We start from the raw sequence: 22,269 nt of genomic DNA on the forward strand, positions 1-22,269 counted from the left end.
TAATCATTTTGATGTTTTATCAGCCTGAACAGCATGTTGGCTGCAATAAATGAAGTGTAGATAAATCATCATTGTTGATATATATCGCATAGGTTGAAACACTGTTGTTCAGCTGCAACAATCAGAGCAGTTAGGGAGTATCTTGAGATGATCAATCACATTAATCTGGCGGACATTCGATCCTTTGTGCTTATTGCACAGTTGGGGAACTTTACTAAGGCGGCAGAAGTGCTGAATGTTTCCCGGTCGCATGTTTCCCGGCAAATCAGTCAGCTGGAAACAGAGATGGGGGTGACATTACTTATCCGGACAACACGTACCCTCAAACTGACTGAGGCAGGACGGCATTTTTATCAGCAATGCGAAGGGGCGCTGAACAACATTGATCAGGCACTCTTGGCTGCGGTTGATGATGTCAACGAAGTTAAAGGTAAAATCCGAATCAACTGTGTCGGGGGGTATCTCGGAGAAGATGTCATCGCGCACATTGTGTCAGAGTTTATGCTGCTGCACCCGGATGTGGATATTCATCTGGATTTCAGCAGTCATCGCGTAGATTTGATTGAAGATGATTTCGACATTGCGTTTCGGATGGGAAAACTCGACGACGCCGGTTTTGTTGCCAGAAAATTACTGGATGTGAGTATGAACACGCTCGCTAGTCCCGAATATATCCGCCAATATGGTCGCCCAACGCACCCTAAAGATTTGATACATCATCGTTGCCTGATCGGTACCGTAAAGCGATGGAGCTACGTTAGACTCGATACAGGACAGCAAACTGAAGTGACGGTCAATGGTCCGCTATTGTGCCGGAACGGGCGCGTCCTGGTGAAAGGAGCATTAGCCGGTAATGGGATTATCCGTGTCCCGAGTTGCTATTGCCAGCGGGAGATTGATGCCGGAAAGCTGGTGGAAGTGTTTGATAAGTGGACGATTCCGTCGGTGGAGTTTTCTGCTATTTATCATCAGGACAAATATCAGCCTACACGGCTGCGGGCATTTATTGCGTTTACCAAGTCGTACTTTGAACGCCATCCCCTCTTGTAATGCCACTTTTAGGAGACCAGCAAAAGGAAACCGAGAACACGAGGTCAGGCTATACTCTCAGGCATCAGGAGAAAAAACAGAGGGTTGCCCTTTGATGCCGGAAGACAGCCTCGCAGTGCTTTATCAACATGCGCGTCAGGCGCTGGATGATGAGCTGAAATACCAACTGCACCTGGACAAGAAAGCCGCAGGATTGTTGGGGGTGCACTCCGCCGTTATTGCAGGTTTCACTGTGCTGGTGTTTTTGGCTGCAGCGGTCTTCTTTCCTCCATCCGACGTATTAAGTTGGGTGGCCACCATTACGGTTGTCTTTACCTATGCGGCACTGCTTTCAGCATGGAGCTTTTTGTTTCGCACGCTCAGGCCGAGATGTGATTATGGCTTAGATCTACCACCAACCTGGCTGAACGAAATTAAGCAATATGGTTATGAGGCCAATGCTGAGTTAGCGCTGGCTCGTTGCTATGAAGTTTGGCAGCAAACCCGGAAAGGCAATGCAGCACGCATGCAATTGCTGAATATGGCGTATCACGAAATTGTTTTTTCAGCATGGCTGATTGCTATCTCACTACTGTTTTTGCTGGTGACCAATTTCTTTGACCCGTTTATATCTTCGGGTCAGTGAGTGATATAGCTACCTATTCATACTTTTTTTCAGTGGATTTTTATTTTATCAGCATGCAGTCATGGCCGGTTCCCTCAGCAAGGGAAAACTTGCGATGGCTTTGTTTACTCACCGGCACATACTCAGAGTCTTGGTCTATTCTCATGGTTTTTCTGTTCTGTATCGAACATATTATTCACTGTTAAATCCGATTGTTAATGGTAAGTAGCTGGCATGATGGTTAGAAATAGGTGTTGTGTGAAGAACAAATTTAAATTTACCCCATAGGAAAATTAAAAGATGGGTAGTGCAGAACTATTATCGGATAATTTTTGCCCGTTTATTTAATGATGAATCGTAAAATATTAGACATTTTCTTAAAGCATCTTACTTAAGCTGTACTTTATTTAATCTTTTGAATGATGTTTTTTTGATTAAAGTAAATTTAGATCACAAAAATGATTTATTCAATAATAAGCCTATACCCTAAGTGGTATTCATAAAGTTGCGATTAACTTTTAATGAACATAGTTTTTATTGTCACGATGAAATATCACTTAAAGCCGCTTTTACTCTGTGCTGAGAGATGTGAATGACGTGGTTTGACCTCTTGGTTATGGGAGAGATGTCAAACTTTTGGCGTTTGTTGGTGAATGATTATGCTGATTATCTATTGATAATCATGAAGATAGTTGTTTGCAGTGTCGTTGAATATTAGGTACATTTTTCTGCGGCTATCTCCTTGAGTAATAATAATTGTGAAGCATTTAATAAAGCGGCTATTTCTGCCGTTAATTTCTTTATGCCTCCTGGGTACGAATACACCGGTGATCGCAGATGACTATTTGTTCGTGAAAGGTATAGGGGAAACTGAGAAAGAAGCTATATCAGATGCAAGGGAGCAATTAGCTCTTCAGGTCTATAGCCAAGTTGAAGTTGCAGAGCGAAATACTCAGGTGAAACTGAACGATGTGGTTGAAAGCAGTTATGCTTTCGAATCCAGTGTGAAGTCATTGCCTGTCCAAATTGGTTTAATGCAAGTTATTAATAAGGAATGCGATAACTTGGGTTGTGAGTACCAATATAAAGTTAATAAGACGCAGTGGATAAATGCCTTAGAGCATGAAGTTGCCGCAAACCATGTGTTAATCCGAGACTTTTTAACTGTAAATGACAACCAGTTATGGTCGTCATTATTGCGTATTAAACATGCACAGGAAAAGTTACAGCAAACTAAAATGTGGTTGAAAGTACTGGGGTCGCTGTCGGGGAATACTTCTTTGCCGCTTCTATCCGACCAGTCGGAACTGACTCAGCTTTCTTATGAATTAGAAAAACGAATTCCGGTCGAAATTCGTTCCTCAGCAGATTTATTATCTGTACAGGCAGCAGAAACACTGTCGCAGCTATTGGAAGCTACAGGCAAAGGAAAACTGATTGTTTACATTAAAAGTAAGCAAAAGCAAGGGCATAAAAATAATAAATACATGGCCAAGCTAGCGCTGACTTTTCAAGTTTTTGAAGCCAATAACCCTGGAGTGGTTGTTGGGCAAAAAACGCTGACGGAGATAGGTGACTCTCCGCAGAGTGTTGAGCATGCCATTCGCCATGCCCGACAAAAACTGATGATACAAATAAAAAATAACTCAATATATTCACTGTTACACAAAGGATAAAGGTAATGTTCAAAAAGACATTAGTGGCTGGTTTTATGGTTTCGGTTCTGGCGGGTTGTTCTTCAATCCCGGGTTTTGAAACAGCAACGGTAGACCGCACAAAGCTGAATCAGGAACTGAAAACAAACTGTAAAGAGCTGGGTAAAGATTTCACTAAAGTCTCTTATGCCGTAGATAATGTCTCTAAAGTCATGGTGTCTATTCAGGAGCGCCAGTGTGATGTGCTGTCTGACTACCGCACTATGGCGAACAAGCACGGTGATGTAGCGGGTTTCCTTGAAGTGAATGCAGATAAATCTGATGAAGAACTGCGTGTAGCAATGGATGAGTTCGACAAAGGTAAACCTCAGCGTAAGAAAATCCGTCCGCAGGTTGAAGCATACAAAAAAGCTTCTGATGGTATCTTCAGAAAGAACGTAAAACTGGCGGCAGATATTGCCCTTCAGGCTGGTGAAATTGCGTTGATCGCAAAAGATCACGCGACGCTGATTGCAAAAGAGTCAGGTACAAGTGTTATTACGAACCTGATGTCAGCAGCAGAAGAGGCCGAAGTTGTTCCTGTAGTCGAAGCTTACAATGAAATGAAAGCGCGTATGGATCTGGTTGTTGATGCTAACAAACTGATCATGATGGATAAGAGCACTATCGATCAACTTGAGAAACTGGATAGCGTGGTAGCTGACAAAGCGAGATCGTAATGAAAGTGACCAAACTAGCAGGTTTGATGACAGTAGCGCTCGCTTTGGCCGGCTGTCAGACTAACCAGGGAAGCCAGAGTTATTCGGTCGAAAGTAATGCTGGTAATTCTTCGTTGATCATTGGTAAATCTGCGCACGACTTTACTGACAGCGATATTGAAGTCCCTGCTTTTTTCAACACGCAGGGGCTGCAGTTCTGCACGTATGAGGCGACTGAAAAAGACAGTCGCTGCCCGTTAGCCAAGAAAACTATCCGTATGTATTTCGGTGATGTGAAAACAGACGTGAGCGCAAGTTTGCGCGGCAAGTCTGCTGATGTGTTTAATAGTATGCACTCAAACATTGCCAAATTCAGTTCAAAGGCGCTGGAAAATACACTGGAAAACCAGTTTGCTGGCGTGAACCGTTTTCGAATTGTGACGCGTGACAACGATGCGGTAAATCTGGCTATGGAAGAAATTCTGGCTGATGAAGGGGCGGCGAATGTTGCTCGGAAAAAGTCAGCTCTCGGGCGCTTGTCGACAGATTATTTAATAAAAGTGGATGTACTGAAAACCGGTGACATGTTGTTTGGTTCGACTCAATCACTGTTTCAGACATCCATGGAAATGTCGACGGGTGTGATTGATCCTTATACCAAAGAGAAGGTTAGTTACCCGAACCTTGGCAAAATCCGCGTTTCTAACTTTGACGTTCGCGATCGTGACAGCTATACCACCGTCATTGCAAATGGTAGTTACTATCGCGGCTTCAACTACGAAAGCGGTAAGGATGTCAACGCAGTGATGAATGAAATGGCCTCTCGTGGCTTTGATATCATGCTAACGCGTTTGCTTAAAGAGATGCCGGCTACTGCGCAGGTTATGGGCGTGAAAGGGGATCGTATTTCTCTGGATCGTGGTCAGAATGCGGGTGTACTGCCAAATGAAACCATGGTTGTGTTTGAGTACAGCGCCGGTTTTGTTGAGCCTATTGGTGTGGCAACTGTTAATCCGAGCAAGCAAAGTGCCCAAGGCAAAATGGTGCGTTGGAAAGACAGTGATACCGCTGATGATGTTCGGGACTCAGCAGAAAAAGGCATCTATCGCCCAGACCGTCAGCGTCGATTGTTCGCTGTCAGCGTGGGTGTTCCAATGGAATTCATGAAGGAACGTAGTACATGGGCACCAAAAAGCTGACGCAAGGCTTTGCCCTGAGTAGCTTATTTGTGTGCATGAGTACCTCTGCGATTGAACTTGATAAGAGCCAGTCTACACTGGCTCTTATTGAAACGGGCTGTGCCTATGGGCGCGGCGCGGCGGCGGTTGAAGCCGCAAAAGCAGATGGCCTAAACCAATTACGGCTGTTTCTTCAGGGTGAATCTTCCCTCTCTCTATCATCTTCTGATAATGAACTGTTTAATGACAGTTACAGCGAATCTCAGCGCGAAACACTGGTCTCTGGAATTTCTCAGGGTCTTGTTAAGGCGAACTTTAGTCAGCCTGAAATTCAGGGCGATGATACCTGCGTGACCGTTCGTATTGCACCGACAGCGTCTGAAAATGAGGATGATTTTGGCGATGATGTTGAATGGTCTGACGCACCAACGATGTCAGTTGTTGTTACCGGCGAAGGGCAGCATGATGCTCAGACTGGACTGACAGCAAGGCAAGTGGCAGAGCAGGATGCTTTTCGGCGCGCGATTAGTCAGGTGCTGGGCGTTATGGTGAAGTCCGGGTACTTACAACAGTCTTATTCCGAGATGTCGGCCACATCTGCTAGTGATGATTTCAACCTTGTTGAAGTGGCGCGCCAGTCTTTGTCAATGCAGTCGCAGGGAATGATCACTGGGTGGAGCGAGATTTCACAACAGCGTTTAGCGAATGGAACGGTCACTGTAACGCTGGATGTGACTGTGGAACGTGAACAGGTTGAGAGTCGTATCGCTCGGTTGATCAGTAGCCTTGGGCGTCCGTCAGTCTACATTAATGCTCGGCTGCCGGTGGTGAAAACGACCTTTAGCACAGCGTTAGCCGATATGGGGTTTAATCTGTCGTCACAGCCTGCTCAGGCCAGCATTATTCTCAATGTGAGAGAGCAGGAGAAAGTCACCCCTTCAGGTTTACAGCTCGAAATGGCTGCGTCTGTCGTAGACAGGGCCGGTAATCAGTACAGTTCCTGGCGAAATGATCCGACATTTATGACCTTGCCCAATAAGCCCGGCATGCTCAATGAACTGGCAGCAATTCATCTGGCAGCGGAAGACAATCAGCATGCGCTTAAAGCACAGTTGCATCAGGCCGTGCAAAAAATGGCCATGCAAGGTGGGCCTGTACGTGAGTTGATTTTCTCTCAAAAGGCTGCTGGTCAGCAAGGCAGACTCTACAGCTTGTTAAGTGCGATTCATGGTGTGTCTGATGTGAAGCTAAAAAGTCAGTCCGGAAAGGTGGTGGTTCAGTTGCGTTCAATGAGCGATGCCGGGGACTTGGCTCAATATATAGAACCGTCATTACAAACCCATCAGCCTGGTTACCAATCCCGAATGACCGTTCTGAATGAATATCAACTCAGTGTGCTGTGATGTAATCACACAGGATTAATCATGTTTAAAAAAACGTTTTTGTCACTGGTAGTGGCAAGTTCAATGAACTTTGCCAATGCCAGTGTAGATTTTGATCTCGACGATTTGGTACCGGCGACAGCTTCAGCAGAAGCTACTCAGGCGGTTGATACCAGTGACGTAAAAGACGTTGCTGGGGTGATTGTTGCTGAAAATCCTAAGGCTGCTGTTTTATTGGCGCACCAGAGCCTAATCGAAGATGAGGAAGACGGTGTGAAAATGATCGCTGTCAGCTCAGGTGTGGGCATTTTGTCAACCGGTTCTGCCAGTTACGAAACGTATGAAAACCGTAATGCGACTTTGTTGTCAAAGCGTGCCGCGTATATGAAGGCATTTCAAATTGCGAAGAAGCAACTGGTAGAGAACATGGATGGCATGAACAACGCATGTGCGACTGCCATGACTGACGTTACTGATGCCATTGATACGGCGACTGAAAGTGTTGCAAATACCACCGGCCTGTCCAGCGATAATTGTGCAGAATCGGTGCAAGGGGCACTGGCCGGATATGTCACGTTTGATGTTTATGACGATCCCACTGAAAAATTGGTACGAGTCAGTTTGATTTCGACACCAAAAACTCGGGAGCAAACAAAGCGGAAGGTTGGAGCATTAACGCAGACTACTGAGCCGAATGCCATCTTCAAACAAATCATTGCTGATCTGCAGGCTGGAGTGATGCCACCTGTTGGTGCCAAAGTTATTACTAATGTGGAAACTGGTGAGTCTTTTGTGCTTGGGTTTGGCTCATCCATTATTCGCGAAAACAAGAACAAGTCCGTACAACGTAAGCTGCTGGGGGTTGCGAAATCTCAAGCGCAGGCAAAAGCCCGAAATGGCCTGATTGCGGTGATGAAAGGTGAGCAAATTTATTGGGAGGGTGGGTTTACGGAAAATCAGCTGGAGCAGAATGAACAGTTTGAATATCCGGTAGACAGCGTTAACCCTGCTGATGCCAAAGTGCTTGCGGAAGACAAACACACGTTCATGAATAACCTAAAACATGCAGAATCTTACAAGTCATTTGCCGCCGGTAAAGTGCCGCCGGGTGTTTCGGTGAAAACCTTTAAGAGTACTGATGGTGACTGGATGTTGGCGGTTGCTGTGTATGCGCCATCACTGGAGGCCGTTGCAAAAAAAGCGGCGGCAGAAAATGACCAGCGAGTCCGCGAAGGTAAAACCGTTGGCACGACCCACCGTATTCAATCATCCGGTGGTTTAACAGAAGATGGAAACCATTCTCAAGGGCCATCAGGTCAGGTTAGTCGTGTAAATGATCTGTAATCCCCGAATCATGTTGGTAGGCATTTTGTGCCTGCCGACATGGCTTAGCGCTTCGCCTGATTTAAGTGAATCCTCTTGGCAGTTTGCGGGCACCCGTTACCGTGTTTTGAGCAGCAATGAAAAGGTGTCTGTGATTGCGCAAAGAGAGTTCGGTTTAGCGATTGATCAAATGAAATCGTTGTGCCGGAAAGGGTTAGGGTTACCGCTCAGGCAACGGTATGAAGCGCAATTGTTGGCAAAGGGATTAATCACTGAAACGCTAAGCGATTGGCCAATGGCGAATCTCAGCTACCGCATCTCCGACATTCACTATCAACAGGTATCAACCCAAATGGCGGGCTGCTCTGCGACGGTAGCGGATACCGGCGAAGGGGTAAATTTGCATCTGACGGCACTGAACTATGCTTTTGTGTATTTTCAGAGCCATCAATCTGAATCTTTATACCGATTGCTGCCTTATCTGATGGAACAACCTGATGTCTCAATGGATGCGGCTAGCTTGGTAGCACTGGCACTAAGCAAACATGATCAGCCGAAAGCCGTTCACTACTTTGAAAAATATGTTGACGTTTCTGCTATGAAAGATGACCGGATACAGCTTGAGCTGGCATCCTGGCTTTTTCGGAATGAGAACTATGATGTTGCACTGGAGATTACAGAGCAATGTCAAAGCACGCACTGTCGAGAACTGTCGTTGGATATCGAAGAACGGCTACTCGAAAAAGAACAGGCATCAGCGGCTGATCTGTCTTCTTATTTTTGACTTTGAACTGGCGGGTGAACGATAAGTTCAGCCATGCCTGCTTTCTAAAGATTTACTGACGGCGTATTACTTTTAGGAACACAATATGAACAAAACAAACGTATTTGCCACAGCGGTACTGGCGATGACTCTGGCAGGCTGTGCTTCAAATGATGCTAATCAGGCAAATAACAGTAACATCACGAATATGCCTGAATGGGTGATGAACCCGGTATCGGCTAATGGCTTTGCCGCTTCTAACTGTGTCGTAAGTTCTGGTAACTTTTCTATTGATCGTAACCATGCGATTTCGTTGGCTCGAAATACCCTGGCGCAGAATATGCAGTTGAAAGCCAGCGTACTTGAAAAGTCATACCAGAAGATGGAAAGTGCATCTGGCATGACAACATCCGGTACTTCGTTTGAACAAGTTGCGAAACAAGTGACAAGTGTTTCACTGACAAAAAGCCAGGTTGAGAAAGTCGCTATCGTGAACATTGCTGGCAAAGATCAGGTTTGTGCGCTGGTGACAATTCCGAAAGTAGAAGCTGAACAACAGTTTAAAGCTGCAATGATGAAAGTTCCGGGCATGAATCCAATGACTCAGGATCATTTGTATAAAGAGTTTGTCAGCCAGAAAACAGCAAAAGAGCTGGAAGCTCAAGTAAAATCACTGTCCAGTAAACAGGCAGTTTCTGCAGTACAAAATATGTCAGCTGAAGGGTAATGACATTACTTAGTAAGAAAAAACCGCTCTAATGAGCGGTTTTTTTCTATGCAACACCTGATTATCATGACGCATTAGACGATTTGTTTTTAATGTGTCCAACGTCCGGTATGCAGCGTTATTTGATGAACATGTTGTAAAGCGTATACAGGCTCATGGCGGCCATCATTGCCGTAATCAACCAGCCCACAACCGACATCCAGACTGGATGTTCATAGTTGCCGATGATGGCTTTCTTACGAGCGGCAACCAGCATAGTGCCAAGGGTAACGGGCAGAATGAAACCGTTCAGCGCACCAGCAATAATCAGTAGCGCGACCGGTTTGCCCACAAAACAGAAGATCATGGTGGAAGTCACAATAAAACCGATGATGCAGGCGCTTGAGTGTTTTTCAATAGCCGGGTGCAGGGTCTTGAGGAAAGATACAGATGTATACGCCGCCCCGATAACCGAGGTGATGGCTGCCGCCCAAAGCACCAGACCAAACAGTTTGTACCCGACATTACCTGCAGCATGCTGGAACATAGAAGCCGGTGGATTGCTTGGATCCAGTGTCACGCCCTGGCTGATGACGCCCAGCGCGGCCAGAAACAGGACGATACGAACCAGAGAGGCGAGGCTGATTGCTGAAATCGAGCCACGGTTGACCTGTGGCAGGGCTTCCTGACCGGTGACTCCGGCATCAATCAGGCGGTGTGCGCCGGCAAAAGTGATATATCCACCAACCGTACCACCCACTAGTGTAACAATAGCAATCACATCCACATTTTCTGGCCAGACAGAGCGATACAGCGCTTCACCCACAGGCGGTTCGGTGGAGAATAGCACGTACAGTGTCATGGCAATCAGTGCACCACCCATCAGAATGGTAAAGCGGTCCATGATTTTACCGGCGTCTTTCAGCAGGAAGATAGTTACCGCAATAACAGCACTGATTGCAGCGCCGACAATCGGTGACAGGGAAGGGAATAGCACATTCATGCCCATTCCTGCACCGCCAACGTTACCGATGTTGAATGCCAGTCCACCCAGGGCAACGGCACCTGCAATAGCAAAACCCAGTCCCGGTAGCAGCTCATTGGCAATATCCTGAGCCCGTTTTCTGGCCACAACGATTACCCGCCAGATGTTAAGTTGTGCACCAATATCGAGCAGGATGGAAACTAAAATGACGAAGGCAAAACTGGCCCCAAGGGTTTGGGTAAAGACGGTAGTTTGGGTCAGAAAGCCGGGGCCAACGGCAGAGGTTGCCATCAGGAAAGCGGCGCCCATGATGAGCGACCAGTTAAAACCGGAACGTGATTCTGAACTTGATCCTGAACGTGGTTTGGCAGTGGCAGACATCGCTGATGCTGACGATCCGCCTGTCTGAGTGATCACTTTTTCTGATGCCATAAGTCTACTCCTGTATTGAAAAGCCCGTATCCGCTGGGCAATGTATGTCTTGTTGATATGATTGTTATGATGTTTATCTTTGCGTGCGTCTCCCTGTGGTAAGTGATCTCACTTACCACCGACAGTTAGGGGATTCTTTTACTTCGCTTGATTCAGTAGTTGTTCGGCATGTTTTTTACCGACGTATCCGCGAAAAAAATGATGCTCAATCATGCGCTCGGCTTCGGCTTGATAGAGATCCTTTTCAATAAAACGAACGGTCGCTCCCGGCTGGCACTGGGCAAGCTTGCTCAGATCCCTTGCCGTGACACAGCCGATTTTGGGATAGCCTCCGATCGTCTGACGATCCCTCATCAGGATGATCGGCTGTCCGTCGGCGGGGATCTGGATTGCACCCAGCGCGATCCCTTCAGAGATCAAACTGGTGGTTTGGCATGCAATGGCAGCCCCGGACAGGCGATAACCCATGCGATCAATCTGCGGTGTTACTGTAAATTCACTGCTGAAAAAACGCTCGCGCTCGGCTTGGTCAAACAGATCGTACTGGTAGCCGGGAATGACGCTAAGGGTAATTGACTGACCATAGTCGGGAATGAATTGCTCCGGTACCCTGCGCGTTGGCATTGGGGTAGTCACGTTATACCGCAAGCGATCCTGTGCCATCAGCTTGTCACCTTGACGGCTGAAACCGCCCAGCCCGTCACGCATAACCGTTGCACAGCTGTCGAGAACGCCAGTGACTTTAAATCCCTCTTTAACGGCCAGGTACGAACGAATACCGTTTCGTGCACCGCGCAATGACAGCTGATCACCGGAACGAACGCGGAGGCTTTGCCAAGAGGCAACAGGTTTTCCGTTAAGGCGGGCATTCATATCTGCTCCGGTCAATGCAATCGTCGTATCAGCATGAAACTCGCAACTGAATTGCCCCATCGCAATCTCGATTTGTGCTGCATTTAACGGGTTATCCAGCAAACGGTTTGCCCATAAAAAAGCATGTTCATCCATTGGCCCGCCAGGGCTGACGCCAATATGCTGATGACCGTGGCGACCCAAATCCTGCACCAGACTCAATGGCCCCGGTGTTAATATACGTAATGTCATGCCACCTCCCTGACCGGTTCAGCCGCTGCGCGCATTTCTGCGCGGCGATATTCTTCCTCTTCAATGACCCCACCCAATGCCAGAAACTCATCTCGGGTAATCGGGGTAAACTTGACCTTGGCACCCATCTCGAACACGGTCAGATTTTCCCGCTGAAAATCGATCAAATCGATTGGGGTACGACCTATGATCTGCCAGCCGCCCGGGGAGGCTTTCGGATAGATTGCAGTTTGTTGATCAGCCAGTGCCAGACTGCCTTTGGGAACCTTGGCGCGTGGCGTTTGCTTGCGCGGTATATGAATGCGTGAGTCCGTATTGCCTAGATAAGCAAATCCTGGTGCAAAACCGATCGCATAGACTCGGTAAATCGTGTTGGCATGGATCGAGATGATCTGATCAAAATCCAGTCCGGTGTGGCGGCAGATCTCATCGGCATCAAGTGAAACTTCCGGCCCATAGTAAACAGGCAGCTCGATCATGGGGCTTAATTCGGTCTCGGAATGCCGCTGTTCAGCGGTTGACAGCACCTGTTTGAGAAGGGCTGTGAAATCACGCTGGCCAATAGCCATCAGATCGAATGTCACCAGGATGGAGGTATACGAAGGGACAAGATCAACCAGATATTGTCCTAACTCTGCACGTAACACTGGCAGCACTGCGGCGATATGATCAGCGGTTTCCGGACTGGCCTGATTGGCAAAGTACACCATCAAAGAGCTTTCATTAACTGGCGTGATAGTCATTGAGGTGATAGCCATCGAGATAGTCATAAGGCGCCTCCGTATGGGTTACTTGGCGGTAATAAATCGCGAAGCAGCTGGGCGGTGGGCAGTGCCAATGGACCATCCCCATGGATACACAAGGTGTCGGCATGTACAGGGATAACCTGACCATCAAGGGTGGTAACGCTTCTTTCCTCGATCATCTGGCGAGCCTGACGGCGGATCTGGTTCAGTTCGTGATAACTTGAGCCCGGCACAGTACGTGGTACCAGTCGCCCATCCTGATCATAAGCACGATCCACAAAGGCTTCAAACCACAGCTGAATGCCGTAATCAGCGGCAAGGGCTTGGTATTTCTCATGATTGGGTACCGCCATAACAACCAGTGGCAGAGACGGAGCGACTTTACTCATCGCTTTAACCAGAGTGATAAAAACCTCATCGTTTTTCATCATGGTGTTATAAAGTGCACCGTGAGGCTTTACGTAATCGAGAGAGACAGATTCACCTTGGCAGATGGCTGCCAGAGCTCCAACCTGATAGATGAACAGGGCAGACAACTCATCTTGGCTCATTGCAATTTGACGGCGACCAAACCCTTGCAGGTCAGCATAACCGGGATGCGCCCCCACACTGACCTGATGTTGCTTGGCCAGCCTGACGGTATTGAGCATTACCGTGGGATCAGATGCATGCATACCGCACGCAATATTCGCCATATCCAGATAAGGCATGACTTGCTCATCGCTGCCCATTTTCCAGATGCCAAAGCTCTCGCCCATATCACAATTGATTTTCATGCGGTTTCCTCCCTGAATTGACTGTTTGACGTGTGTTAAAGCACTGACAGTGCATTATTCAGCAAATCAGTAATCAGCATTTTGCCCGGCGCATGAGTGATGCAGATCGGTGGTTTACTTTGGCGAATGACATTCTGTGGCGTTACTCCACAAGCCCAGAACACCGGTACTTCACCGTCGAAGATATCAACCGCTTCCCCGTAATTTGGCGTGTTGATGTCTCTGATGCCAATGGCTGCCGGGTCGCCGAAGTGAACAGGCGCACCGTGTGCCTTCGGATAACGGCTAGTGATTTGAATCGCTCGGATCGCGTCTTTAGGCGTGAACGGGCGCATAGAGACCACCATGTTGCCCGAAAAACGACCGGCAGGCTGGCAGGCGATCTGGGTGTCATACATTGATACATTGCGACCCTGTTCGATGTTACGAACGGTCAGACCAGACTGAATAAGGGCTTCTTCGAAAGAGAATGAGCAGCCAAGAACAAAAATTACCAGATCATCACGCCAGTGATCGCTCAGATCCGAAACCGAGGTTTCAAACTGGCCGTTATAAAACACATGGTATTCCGGTACGTCACGGCTGATATCGATATCGGCTCCGATTTCGGCCAAAAACGGACTGCCGGGTTCTGTGACCCCAATTAGTGGACAAGCAACCGGGTTTTTCTGGCAAAACAGCAGAAAATCATTCGCCCAGTCAGCTGGCAGCATGACCAGGTTGGCCTGCAGGTTGCCGGGCGCCAACCCGCTGGTTGAGCCGGTATAAGCATTCACGCGTATTTTCTGGCGCAGCTCGGCCAGGGAAAGCGTTTGCAGGGTAACGGACTCTTTTTCTCCTGAGATTAACATCTGGACCACTCCTTGGTTCTTATTATGTAAATACTTGGTAACAATAAGGCTTCCTGCGATAATGTCTATTCTTGATTTTTTGGCTTACCTGATAAATAAAATTTATAGGTCAGAGATTTATTCTGTATTTACTTGTTACTGATAGGGATTTTGCGCGAAGGAGAAGCGGCTATGTTGAACCTGAAACAGCTAGAAACATTTGTATGGATTGCAAATCTCGGCAGTTTTCGACAGGCGGCGGAGCATCTGTGTACCACACAACCGGCCATTTCTACCCGGATTGCGAATTTGGAGCAGGCGCTGAATACCACGCTGTTTTATCGTGAAGGCGGAGTGGTGTCGCTGACAGCAAAAGGAAGAGAGTTGCTGCCTCTGGCAGAGAAAATCCTCGCCAACACTGAAAAGCTGAAATACAAAGCTGACTCGGCAAAAGCGTTATCCGGTATGCTGCGTATTGGGGTGTCTGAGACGCTGGTTCATACCTGGTTGCCGGATTGCCTGAAGCTAATACAACAGCAGTTACCGGATGTGGAAGTCGAGCTGATTGTCGATGCAACGGTGAATTTGCGCAAAGAATTGCTGGCACGCAATGTGGATATTGCGCTGTTACTTGGGCCCATAGCGGAGCCTTCTGTTATCAATCAGGTGATTTGTGATTATCCGCTTTACTGGGTGGCCAACCCTGATTTGCTGACTAGCCAGCAGGCTACAGCAGAAGATTTTGCTCAGTGGCCAATTATTACCTACGCCCGCAATACTGCCCCCTACCATGAAATATCGCGTCATTTTAAGCAAGATGAGGGGTTAGCCGTGCGTTTTTACTCTGCCAGCTCGTTGTCAGCCAGTGTACGGTTGGTCGAAAAAGGGGTCGGTATTGCTTCACTGCCTAAAGAAGTGATCTGCGATCAACTGGCCAGTGGTCACTTAGTGCTGCTTGACGCTGACTGGCAACCCAGTCCGTTGCGATTTACGGTATCGTATATCAATGCCCCTGCCAGTTTGCTGATTGAGCAGGCCGTAAATCTGGTTATTCAGGCGCGCGATGAGTATGAGCAAACCTGCTCGGGCTAATGGTTTTGTTGGTTTTTATCTGTATAAATTTCAGTCATGTACCGTGATGCTGATAACCGGTCAGGCAGGCAGCCAGAGAGGCGATGATATTGCCATTGGTATTTTAAGCTATTAAAATCAATGGTTTGTTTTTCTTTGTGTGGGCGGTGACGCCGAGCGCCATAACTCCCGCGACAAAAGTGGGGAATATTCCCTAAACTTTTGTGCCAAACAGTGATAAGTTTTGTCACACAAAATGTATCCAATGGGAAAGACGTCCATGACAACCCTTCCAACTCCGTTTAAGCGCCTGCGTCGCTTACGTCATACAGCAAACATGCGCGAACTGGTCCGTGAGTATGATTTCAAACTCACCGATTTAATCCATCCGTTGTTTATCGAAGAAGGCATCACGGCACCGGTTGAAATTTCGACCATGCCAGGTATTGTCCGCTTACCGGAAAGCCAGTTGGCTGAAGAAGCAAAAGCTCTGTATGAATTAGGCATTCGTTACGTGATGCCATTTGGTATTTCTCACCACAAGGATGAGGAAGGGAGCGATACCTGGAGCGACAATGGCCTATTGGCGCGGATGATTCGAACGATTAAAGAAGCCTGCCCGGATATGATGGTCATTCCTGATATCTGTTTCTGTGAATACACCTCGCACGGCCATTGCGGCATTGTCCACGACAACTGTGTCGATAACGATGCAACACTGGAAAATCTGGTGAAGCAGAGTGTTACTGCTGCGAAAGCCGGCGCTGATATGCTGGCACCTTCCGCGATGATGGATGGTCAGGTGAAGGCTATTCGTACCGGCCTGGATGCCGCTGGTTTTGAACACGTGGCGATTCTGGCGCACGCCGTAAAATTTGCCTCTTCGTTTTATGGCCCTTTCCGCGCGGCTGTTGACAGTGAACTGGACGGCGATCGTAAAGGCTATCAAATGGATTACGCGAACGGCCGTCAGGCGCTGGTGGAAGCGCTGCTGGACGAAGAAGAAGGCGCCGATATTTTGATGGTAAAACCGGGTACACCTTATCTGGATGTACTGGCTAACCTGAAAAAAGAAACTAACCTGCCGTTGGCGGCCTATCAGGTCGGGGGCGAGTATGCGTCCATCAAATTTGCGGCAATGGCCGGTGCGCTGGATGAGAAAGCGGTCGTATTTGAAACTCTTACCGGCTTTAAACGTGCCGGTGCCAATCTGGTTGTCAGTTATTACACCAAACAGGTGGCAAAATGGCTGTCTGAAAGCCGCTAACTCCCTACCTTAAAGTCGCAGTGTTTTTGTCGGTTTAGAAACCGCGTGTGAAAATCCATTTTCAGCCCAGCCGTTCGGATGGGCTGATTTGTTTGGTGTTAAGGCATGCTGAAGCAGACAAAAAAAGCCCTGCTTGAGTGAGGTCAAACAGGGCAATAATATCCAATAAAGGCAAAGAGAACTCGGTTAACGGTGTTTTGCAGCGTACTCTTCGCTGTTTATCCAGCTATGTTCTTTTTCCCAGGTAAATAACCATTTACGGGTCGGGCCGGCCATAACATTTAAGTAGTAGTTGTCATATCCAGCCATGGTTGCTACCGGATGATAGCCTTTAGGAGCCATGACCACATCTTTGTTATAAACGGCCATCGACTCATCCAGTGAGCGGTCATCGGTATACACGCGTTGTAGGCAGAAGCCTTGAGGCGGGTTCAGACGGTGGTAATAGGTTTCTTCCAGATAAGTTTCATGTGGCTCATTATCTTGATCGTGCTTATGACTTGGATAGGAACTCGTGTTCCCCTCATTGGTATACACCTCAACAACCAGCAGACTGTCAGCCTCTTTATCATCTGGCAATATATTGTGGACATAGCGTTGGTTATTCCCGTTACCACGGTGTTCTGCATTAATATCTGCCGGAGCAATCAGTCGGGTCGGGTAACTCCCTTTTCCCGGAGCCTGACAAATGGCGAGCTCAAGTGCGGTGTTTGCCACCACGCAGTAGCTTTCTCCTTGGGTAACGTAAACGGCATAAGGTTTCTTGCGTTCAAAAGGATCCATACGATCGCCAATGTTTTCGAACGTGGCTGTTGGCGTTGAGACGGTGGCTTTACCGGCGACTAATACCAGACAAACTTCATTTTCAGAGGCTGGCATTTCAACACGCTGACCAGCTTCCAGTTCAACGACCTGAAAACCCACATACTTCCAACCGGCTGATTCCGGAGTGATCTGCTGTGTACGGTGATGTGCGTCAGGCGCATGATATTTTGAAAGTAGCTTTGACATCCTAGACCTCTGCTTATGATGACACCCGCCGGTGTCTTGCATCCTGTGAAGTAAAACTCTATTGATTTTTAACTTTCATTAAATCTATCACGTGAAATTTTTATTTCAATAGTTTCATTCTGTTTGTTCCTCTTTTCGTGTTTTGTGATGACAGGGGTTATTGGCGGCAGGGCTCTTCTATATAGATTGGTGTATCTATATGATTTTAATTAATTAAAAAGGATGTCAGGATAATTGGCGCTGTTTATGAAACGCTGTGGATTTATACCAAGATCACAAAAGACCATATCGTTTCATAATTGTCTTGAAATGAAAAAAATGTTCCATATATTATTTTGTAAGACTAAAACCCCTTAGGGTGGGGCAGATATAAAGCGACACATTCAATAAGAATGGATTCTGCAACGGCCTGCTTGATTGGAGAGACAGTGGTTATGAGCACCTTACGAATGACAACCGCCCAGGCGCTGGTGAAGTTTATGAACCAGCAATACGTCGACGTCGATGGTGAACAGCAAAAATTTATTCATGGTGTGTTTACTATTTTTGGACATGGCAATGTGGTTGGTTTGGGTCAGGCTCTGGAGCAGGATGCTGGTGACTTGGTGGTTCATCAGGGGTGTAATGAACAGGGAATGGCTCACATTGCCATGGGTTACGCCAAGCAGCAAAAGCGAAAAAAAATCTACGCGGTCACATCTTCCGTTGGTCCTGGCGCGGCAAATATGGTGACAGCGGCTGCTACCGCCACTGCTAATCGTATCCCTGTTCTCTTTTTGCCTGGTGATGTATTTGCCTCGCGTCAGCCCGATCCTGTGTTGCAGCAGGTTGAGCAGTATCATGATTGTTCTATCAGTACGAATGACTGTTTTCGTCCGGTATCCCGTTACTGGGATAGAGTTTCCCGTCCTGAGCAACTGATGAGTGCGATGATTAATGCCATGCGTGTGCTCACCGATCCGGCTGACACTGGTGCTGTCACAATCTGTTTGCCTCAAGATGTGCAGGGCGAAGCGTACGATTTCCCAGACTATTTTTTTCAAAAACGAGTACATCGGATTGAACGTCGTCCGGCTTCCGCAGCCATGATTGAAGACGCCGTGAGGCTGATTCGCAGCAAGAAAAAGCCAATGTTGGTGTGTGGTGGTGGGGTTCGTTACAGTGAAGCTCATGAAATGTTTCGTCTGTTTGCTGAACGCTTCAATATCCCGTTTGGGGAAACACAAGCGGGTAAAAGCGCTGTTGTTTATGACCATGTATTGAATCTGGGGGGTGTCGGCACCACGGGTTGTCTGGCTGCTAACCTGATTGCCAAAGAAGCGGATCTCGTGATTGGGGTTGGTACCCGCTTTACCGACTTTACGACGGCCTCGAAATCCTTATTCCAGCATCCGGATGTTGAGTTTCTGACGATCAATGTTGCTGAGTTTGATGCTTATAAACTGGATGCTTCTGCGGTCGTTGCTGATGCCAAAGAGGCATTGATTGCGATTGGCGATCAATTGGAACAGGTGGGATACCGCAGCGGGTATGTTGATGAAATCAGGCTCGCGAAGTCAGCATGGAAAACAGAGCTGGAGCGACTGTTTGCAATTGAATATCAGGACGGATTCTCACCTGAAATTGCTGGTCATCTCGATGATAAGTTGTCGGAGTACAGCGACGCACTTCAAACTCGTCTGACTCAGACTCGCGTATTGGGGCTGTTGGATGAGCACCTTGAAGATCATGCTATCGTGGTTGGTGCCGCTGGCTCGTTACCGGGGGATTTGCAACGTGTGTGGCAGCCAAAGCAGCCTGATACTTATCATATGGAATATGGTTACTCTTGTATGGGTTACGAAGTGGCGGCGGCAGTCGGAGCGAAGCTTGCCTGCCCTGAGCAACCGGTGTACGCGATGGTCGGAGACGGCTCTTATATGATGCTGCACTCGGAGCTGCAGACCGCTATTCAGGAAGGGCTGAAGATAACGGTGCTCTTATTTGATAATGCCGGATTTGGCTGTATCAACAATTTACAGATGAGCCAGGGGATGGGAAGCTATGGGACAGAGAATCGCTATCGAGACCCTGCGACAGGCGGGATGACCGGTAACTTAGTGAAAGTCGACTTTGCCAAGAACGCAGAAAGTTATGGTTGCAAGGGGTACACGGTACACACCGAAGCGGAACTACTCGCCGCATTGGAAGATGCTCGTAAGCAGGCGGTTTCCTCGCTTATCGATATCAAAGTATTGCCGAAGACAATGACTCATGGTTACGAGGCATGGTGGCGTACCGGTACTGCGCAGGTTGCTGATGATCCAAGAATTGTTGAAGCGGCTGACGATATTAAGCGAGTGCTTTCCGCGCAGGTAAGACAGTACTAGCGGTCAATTACTCCAGAACTCGCAAGATTCTTACTTTCAAAGCGACAGCCCTGTATGCATTGTACAGGGCTGTTTTTTTGAAATGAAAATTTCATTTCAGTTTTAACTCATATCAATGAAACTCATTTCTCCTCCCTGTTCACATTTGATGACAGGCAATCTTGCTCAACGAGCTGTGGCGCTATTCCCCTGTCTTTAAAAGGAAACTCTGCGGAGATCACATAATGAAATACTTGTTTTTATATTAATTGAAAATAAAACAAATATTTCGTATAAATGAGTTATCGAAACAAATGGTGCTTTGCAGTCACCCAGCGTGAAACAGAGGCAACTTCATTGCTTGTTCTGATAGGCATTCAATATTTCACATCGCTGGTGTAAGGCAGGAGCTGGTAAGGAGCTATGGAAGTGAATACTGAAAAGAAATTTGATGTGATATGCATGGGTCGTATCGCGGTCGATTTATATGGCCAGCAAATCGGTGCTCGTCTGGAAGATATGGGATCATTCCGTAAATATCTGGGTGGCTCATCAGGGAATGTTGCTTACGGAACAGCGCGTCAAGGATTGAAGTCTTCAATGCTGGCAAGAGTTGGTGATGAGCACATGGGGCGCTTTTTGCGTGAAGAGCTGACTCGTGTTGGCTGTGATACCAGTCATTTGATCACCGATAAAGATCGTCTGACCGGATTAGTCATTCTGGGTATTAAAGATGAAGAGACTTTCCCACTGATCTTCTATCGCGACAACTGCGCGGATATGGCGATAACCGGTGATGACTTTTCTGAAGAATATATTGCATCGGCACGCTGCCTGGCGATCACAGGTACTCATCTTTCACATCCGAAAACACGCGAAGCTGTACTCACTGCTCTGAAATATGCCCGTCGAAATGGTGTGAAAACAGCCCTTGATATTGACTACCGTCCGGTGCTTTGGGGACTAACGTCGTTGGGTGATGGCGAAACCCGTTTCATCGAGTCTGACAGCGTCACCGAACAATTGCAGGAGGTTCTGGGGTTGTTCGATCTGATTGTTGGGACAGAAGAAGAGTTCCATATTGCTGGTGGTTCGACGGATACCGTCGAAGCCCTGCGTAATGTGCGTAAAATTTCTCAGGCGGAATTTGTTTGTAAGCGTGGGCCGTTGGGTTGCTCTGTCTTTACTGATGAGATCCCGGAAACACTGGATGAAGGTATCACTGTTCACGGAGTGAGAGTCGATGTACTTAACGTACTAGGCGCCGGGGATGCCTTTATGTCCGGTCTGTTGCGCGGCTACCTTAATGGTGATTCCTGGGAGCAGTCATGCGCGTACGCCAACGCTTGTGGTGCACTGGTGGTCTCTCGCCATGGGTGTGCACCTGCAATGCCGACAAAAGTTGAACTGGATAATTATCTGGCTCGAGCGAACGCTGTACCTCGCCCAGATGTGGATTCAGAGTTGAACCATCTGCATCGAGTGACAACGCGTAATAACGTGTGGGAAGAACTATGTGTGCTGGCCTTCGATCATCGCATCCAGTTTGTCGATATGGCACGAGCCGCAGGGGCGGATATATCCAGAATCAAACCACTGAAGAAACTTATTCTCAAAGCCAGCCAGGAAGTGGCGGAAGAAGCGGCCCTGAACGGCAAAGTTGGCTTGCTGTGCGACAGTACGTTTGGTCAGGATGTACTGAATGAAATTACCGGGCAGGGGTGGTGGATTGGACGCCCTATTGAGCAGCCAGGCTCACGCCCGTTGGAGCTTGAACATGGCAATATCGGCTCACAGTTGATCGACTGGCCGTTGGAACACATTGTGAAATGTCTGGTTTTCTTCCATCCGGAAGATGACCACCCGACACGTCTGCGCCAGGAAGCGAAGGTCAAAGAAGTCTACGAGGCATGCTGTAAGTCAGGTCATGAACTGTTACTTGAAATTATTCTTCCTGCCGACATGGAGATTAGTGATGCCCTGTATCTTCGTGCCATGAAACGTTTCTATAACTTGGGCGTGAAACCCGACTGGTGGAAACTGCCGCCACTATCAAGCCAGAGCTGGAGCCAAGCGGCGGCGTTGATTGAAGAGCGCGATCCTTATTGTCGGGGAGTTGTTCTGCTTGGGCTCGATGCTCCACAGGAAGAATTGGAAGCTGGATTCGCAGCGGCAGCAACCCAATCCATTGTCAAAGGTTTTGCTGTCGGTCGTACCCTGTTTGGCCAGCCATCCCGAGAGTGGCTAGCCGGAAAAATAGATGATGAAACATTAGTGAAGCACATCAAGGTCAACTACCACAATCTGATTACCTTATGGCGTCAGCGCGGCTAGTACCAA

Annotated in this window: 19 protein-coding genes; 13 read left to right on the plus strand and 6 right to left on the minus strand. The window is 47.7% G+C overall.

The window, feature by feature from the left end:
• Nucleotides 1-147 precede the first annotated feature (147 nt).
• The 9 genes from PGW97_RS18145 to PGW97_RS18185 all read left to right on the plus strand — a co-directional run bounded on the left by PGW97_RS18145 (nt 148) and on the right by PGW97_RS18185 (nt 9,380).
• On the plus strand, nt 148-1,050 hold the full coding sequence (locus PGW97_RS18145; protein ID WP_273860353.1) for a LysR family transcriptional regulator: 903 nt from the start codon (nt 148-150) through the stop codon (nt 1,048-1,050).
• A complete protein-coding gene (locus PGW97_RS18150) occupies nt 1,028-1,675 on the plus strand; it encodes a hypothetical protein (protein ID WP_273860354.1) in 648 nt (215 codons plus the stop codon). The genes PGW97_RS18145 and PGW97_RS18150 overlap by 23 nt, the downstream gene beginning before the upstream one ends.
• An 806-nt stretch (nt 1,676-2,481) precedes the next feature.
• Nucleotides 2,482-3,330 carry a hypothetical protein gene (locus PGW97_RS18155; RefSeq protein ID WP_273860355.1) on the plus strand — a complete coding sequence of 283 codons (849 nt, stop codon included), beginning with the start codon at nt 2,482-2,484 and terminating at the stop codon, nt 3,328-3,330.
• Between the two features lie 5 nt (nt 3,331-3,335).
• Complete coding sequence (locus PGW97_RS18160; protein ID WP_047884658.1) at nt 3,336-4,028, plus strand: hypothetical protein; 693 nt, start codon at nt 3,336-3,338, stop codon at nt 4,026-4,028.
• Nucleotides 4,028-5,206 (plus strand): hypothetical protein, encoded by a 1,179-nt coding sequence (locus tag PGW97_RS18165; protein WP_273860356.1) that lies wholly within the window; start codon nt 4,028-4,030, stop codon nt 5,204-5,206. Before PGW97_RS18160 ends, PGW97_RS18165 begins: the two co-directional genes overlap by 1 nt.
• Complete coding sequence (locus tag PGW97_RS18170) at nt 5,188-6,588, plus strand: hypothetical protein (protein ID WP_217392460.1); 1,401 nt, start codon at nt 5,188-5,190, stop codon at nt 6,586-6,588. Before PGW97_RS18165 ends, PGW97_RS18170 begins: the two co-directional genes overlap by 19 nt.
• Nucleotides 6,589-6,609: 21 nt before the next feature.
• Nucleotides 6,610-7,911 carry a hypothetical protein gene (locus PGW97_RS18175; RefSeq protein WP_273860357.1) on the plus strand — a complete coding sequence of 434 codons (1,302 nt, stop codon included), beginning with the start codon at nt 6,610-6,612 and terminating at the stop codon, nt 7,909-7,911.
• Nucleotides 7,912-7,921: 10 nt separating this feature from the next.
• Complete coding sequence (locus tag PGW97_RS18180) at nt 7,922-8,674, plus strand: hypothetical protein (protein WP_273860358.1); 753 nt, start codon at nt 7,922-7,924, stop codon at nt 8,672-8,674.
• A gap of 85 nt (nt 8,675-8,759) precedes the next feature.
• A complete protein-coding gene (locus PGW97_RS18185; protein ID WP_273860359.1) occupies nt 8,760-9,380 on the plus strand; it encodes a hypothetical protein in 621 nt (206 codons plus the stop codon).
• Nucleotides 9,381-9,498: 118 nt separating this feature from the next.
• On the opposite strand, the gene PGW97_RS18190 is transcribed toward PGW97_RS18185, so the two are convergent.
• From PGW97_RS18190 to PGW97_RS18210, 5 genes are all read right to left on the minus strand, one after another.
• Nucleotides 9,499-10,776, minus strand: coding sequence for an NRAMP family divalent metal transporter (locus PGW97_RS18190; RefSeq protein ID WP_084712518.1), 1,278 nt, complete (start codon nt 10,774-10,776; stop codon nt 9,499-9,501).
• A gap of 138 nt (nt 10,777-10,914) precedes the next feature.
• Nucleotides 10,915-11,880, minus strand: a complete 966-nt coding sequence (locus PGW97_RS18195; RefSeq protein WP_217392464.1) for a biotin-dependent carboxyltransferase family protein — start codon at nt 11,878-11,880, stop codon at nt 10,915-10,917.
• Nucleotides 11,877-12,650, minus strand: coding sequence for a 5-oxoprolinase subunit PxpB (pxpB, locus tag PGW97_RS18200; protein WP_273860360.1), 774 nt, complete (start codon nt 12,648-12,650; stop codon nt 11,877-11,879). Before pxpB ends, PGW97_RS18195 begins: the two co-directional genes overlap by 4 nt.
• Nucleotides 12,647-13,402 (minus strand): 5-oxoprolinase subunit PxpA, encoded by a 756-nt coding sequence (locus tag PGW97_RS18205; RefSeq protein WP_273860361.1) that lies wholly within the window; start codon nt 13,400-13,402, stop codon nt 12,647-12,649. Before PGW97_RS18205 ends, pxpB begins: the two co-directional genes overlap by 4 nt.
• A 35-nt stretch (nt 13,403-13,437) precedes the next feature.
• A complete protein-coding gene (locus PGW97_RS18210) occupies nt 13,438-14,253 on the minus strand; it encodes a putative hydro-lyase (RefSeq protein WP_273860362.1) in 816 nt (271 codons plus the stop codon).
• Between the two features lie 171 nt (nt 14,254-14,424).
• Here PGW97_RS18210 and PGW97_RS18215 point away from each other — a divergent pair, with 171 nt between their 5' ends.
• Nucleotides 14,425-15,324 carry a LysR family transcriptional regulator gene (locus PGW97_RS18215; protein WP_273860363.1) on the plus strand — a complete coding sequence of 300 codons (900 nt, stop codon included), beginning with the start codon at nt 14,425-14,427 and terminating at the stop codon, nt 15,322-15,324.
• A gap of 259 nt (nt 15,325-15,583) precedes the next feature.
• A complete protein-coding gene (hemB, locus tag PGW97_RS18220) occupies nt 15,584-16,570 on the plus strand; it encodes a porphobilinogen synthase (RefSeq protein WP_273860364.1) in 987 nt (328 codons plus the stop codon).
• Nucleotides 16,571-16,756: 186 nt separating this feature from the next.
• On the opposite strand, the gene iolB is transcribed toward hemB, so the two are convergent.
• On the minus strand, nt 16,757-17,581 hold the full coding sequence (gene iolB, locus PGW97_RS18225; protein ID WP_273860365.1) for a 5-deoxy-glucuronate isomerase: 825 nt from the start codon (nt 17,579-17,581) through the stop codon (nt 16,757-16,759).
• Between the two features lie 434 nt (nt 17,582-18,015).
• Between iolB and iolD the strand changes: the two genes are divergently transcribed.
• Together iolD and PGW97_RS18235 are read left to right on the plus strand one after the other, a co-directional pair.
• The gene (iolD, locus tag PGW97_RS18230) at nt 18,016-19,950 is read left to right on the plus strand and encodes a 3D-(3,5/4)-trihydroxycyclohexane-1,2-dione acylhydrolase (decyclizing) (protein WP_273860366.1); all 1,935 of its coding nucleotides are present in this window, start codon (nt 18,016-18,018) and stop codon (nt 19,948-19,950) included.
• Between the two features lie 402 nt (nt 19,951-20,352).
• Nucleotides 20,353-22,263 carry a bifunctional 5-dehydro-2-deoxygluconokinase/5-dehydro-2-deoxyphosphogluconate aldolase gene (locus tag PGW97_RS18235; protein ID WP_273860367.1) on the plus strand — a complete coding sequence of 637 codons (1,911 nt, stop codon included), beginning with the start codon at nt 20,353-20,355 and terminating at the stop codon, nt 22,261-22,263.
• The last annotated feature ends 6 nt before the right edge of the window (nt 22,264-22,269 follow it).

Origin of the sequence: Photobacterium sp. GSS17 (assembly GCF_028621875.1) — a bacterium.
GTDB lineage: Bacteria > Pseudomonadota > Gammaproteobacteria > Enterobacterales > Vibrionaceae > Photobacterium > Photobacterium ganghwense.

What these genes read in the sequence shown, in the direction of transcription:
- PGW97_RS18145 (WP_273860353.1), top strand. Translation starts at nt 148, where the DNA reads ATGATCAATCACATTAATCTGGCGGACATTCGATCCTTTGTGCTTATT.
- PGW97_RS18160 (WP_047884658.1), top strand. Translation starts at nt 3,336, where the DNA reads ATGTTCAAAAAGACATTAGTGGCTGGTTTTATGGTTTCGGTTCTGGCG.
- PGW97_RS18165 (WP_273860356.1), top strand. Translation starts at nt 4,028, where the DNA reads ATGAAAGTGACCAAACTAGCAGGTTTGATGACAGTAGCGCTCGCTTTG.
- PGW97_RS18170 (WP_217392460.1), top strand. Translation starts at nt 5,188, where the DNA reads ATGGGCACCAAAAAGCTGACGCAAGGCTTTGCCCTGAGTAGCTTATTT.
- PGW97_RS18175 (WP_273860357.1), top strand. Translation starts at nt 6,610, where the DNA reads ATGTTTAAAAAAACGTTTTTGTCACTGGTAGTGGCAAGTTCAATGAAC.
- PGW97_RS18180 (WP_273860358.1), top strand. Translation starts at nt 7,922, where the DNA reads ATGTTGGTAGGCATTTTGTGCCTGCCGACATGGCTTAGCGCTTCGCCT.
- PGW97_RS18185 (WP_273860359.1), top strand. Translation starts at nt 8,760, where the DNA reads ATGAACAAAACAAACGTATTTGCCACAGCGGTACTGGCGATGACTCTG.
- PGW97_RS18190 (WP_084712518.1), bottom strand. Translation starts at nt 10,776, where the DNA reads ATGGCATCAGAAAAAGTGATCACTCAGACAGGCGGATCGTCAGCATCA.
- PGW97_RS18195 (WP_217392464.1), bottom strand. Translation starts at nt 11,880, where the DNA reads ATGACATTACGTATATTAACACCGGGGCCATTGAGTCTGGTGCAGGAT.
- pxpB (WP_273860360.1), bottom strand. Translation starts at nt 12,650, where the DNA reads ATGACTATCTCGATGGCTATCACCTCAATGACTATCACGCCAGTTAAT.
- PGW97_RS18205 (WP_273860361.1), bottom strand. Translation starts at nt 13,402, where the DNA reads ATGAAAATCAATTGTGATATGGGCGAGAGCTTTGGCATCTGGAAAATG.
- PGW97_RS18210 (WP_273860362.1), bottom strand. Translation starts at nt 14,253, where the DNA reads ATGTTAATCTCAGGAGAAAAAGAGTCCGTTACCCTGCAAACGCTTTCC.
- PGW97_RS18215 (WP_273860363.1), top strand. Translation starts at nt 14,425, where the DNA reads ATGTTGAACCTGAAACAGCTAGAAACATTTGTATGGATTGCAAATCTC.
- hemB (WP_273860364.1), top strand. Translation starts at nt 15,584, where the DNA reads ATGACAACCCTTCCAACTCCGTTTAAGCGCCTGCGTCGCTTACGTCAT.
- iolB (WP_273860365.1), bottom strand. Translation starts at nt 17,581, where the DNA reads ATGTCAAAGCTACTTTCAAAATATCATGCGCCTGACGCACATCACCGT.
- iolD (WP_273860366.1), top strand. Translation starts at nt 18,016, where the DNA reads ATGAGCACCTTACGAATGACAACCGCCCAGGCGCTGGTGAAGTTTATG.
- PGW97_RS18235 (WP_273860367.1), top strand. Translation starts at nt 20,353, where the DNA reads ATGGAAGTGAATACTGAAAAGAAATTTGATGTGATATGCATGGGTCGT.